At 66.9% G+C, this 468-nt stretch carries 1 pseudogene; it reads left to right on the top strand.

The features are described 5' to 3' along the window. A pseudogene (gene smpB, locus AC0AIB_RS31200) lies at positions 1 to 411 on the top strand (SsrA-binding protein SmpB); the annotation flags it as partial. Positions 412 to 468 lie beyond the last annotated feature (57 nt).

Genomic DNA, 468 nt, shown 5'->3' with positions numbered 1-468 from the left:
ACCTACGAGTGCGGCCTCGTCCTCATGGGTACGGAGGTCAAGTCCCTGCGCATGTGGCGGGCCTCCCTGGGCGACGGCTTCGTGCAGATCGACGACCACTAGGCGTGGCTCCACAACATCCACGTACCCGAGTACGTCCAGGGCACCTGGACCAACCACGCGGCCAAGCGGAAGCGCAAGCTGCTGCTGCACCGGGCAGAGATCGACAAGCTGGAGTCGAAGTCGCAGGAGACGGGCCACAACATCGTGCCGCTCGCGCTTTACTTCAAGGACGGCCGGGTCAAGGTCGAGATCGCGCTGGCGAAGGGCAAGAAGGAGTACGACAAGCGACAGACGCTCCGCGAGAAGCAGGACACGCGGGAGACGAACCGCGCCATCGCGGCGGACCGCCGGCGGCAGCGCAGCGCCTGAGCGCGCCCCCGCGGGGAATACGCTGGCATCGTCCGGCGTTGGTCACGTACGATGGGC

This window comes from Micromonospora sp. DSM 43699 (genome assembly GCF_055517075.1).
Note: the sequence above shows the minus strand (reverse complement) of the source record. Positions and strands in the feature narration are given on the sequence as shown.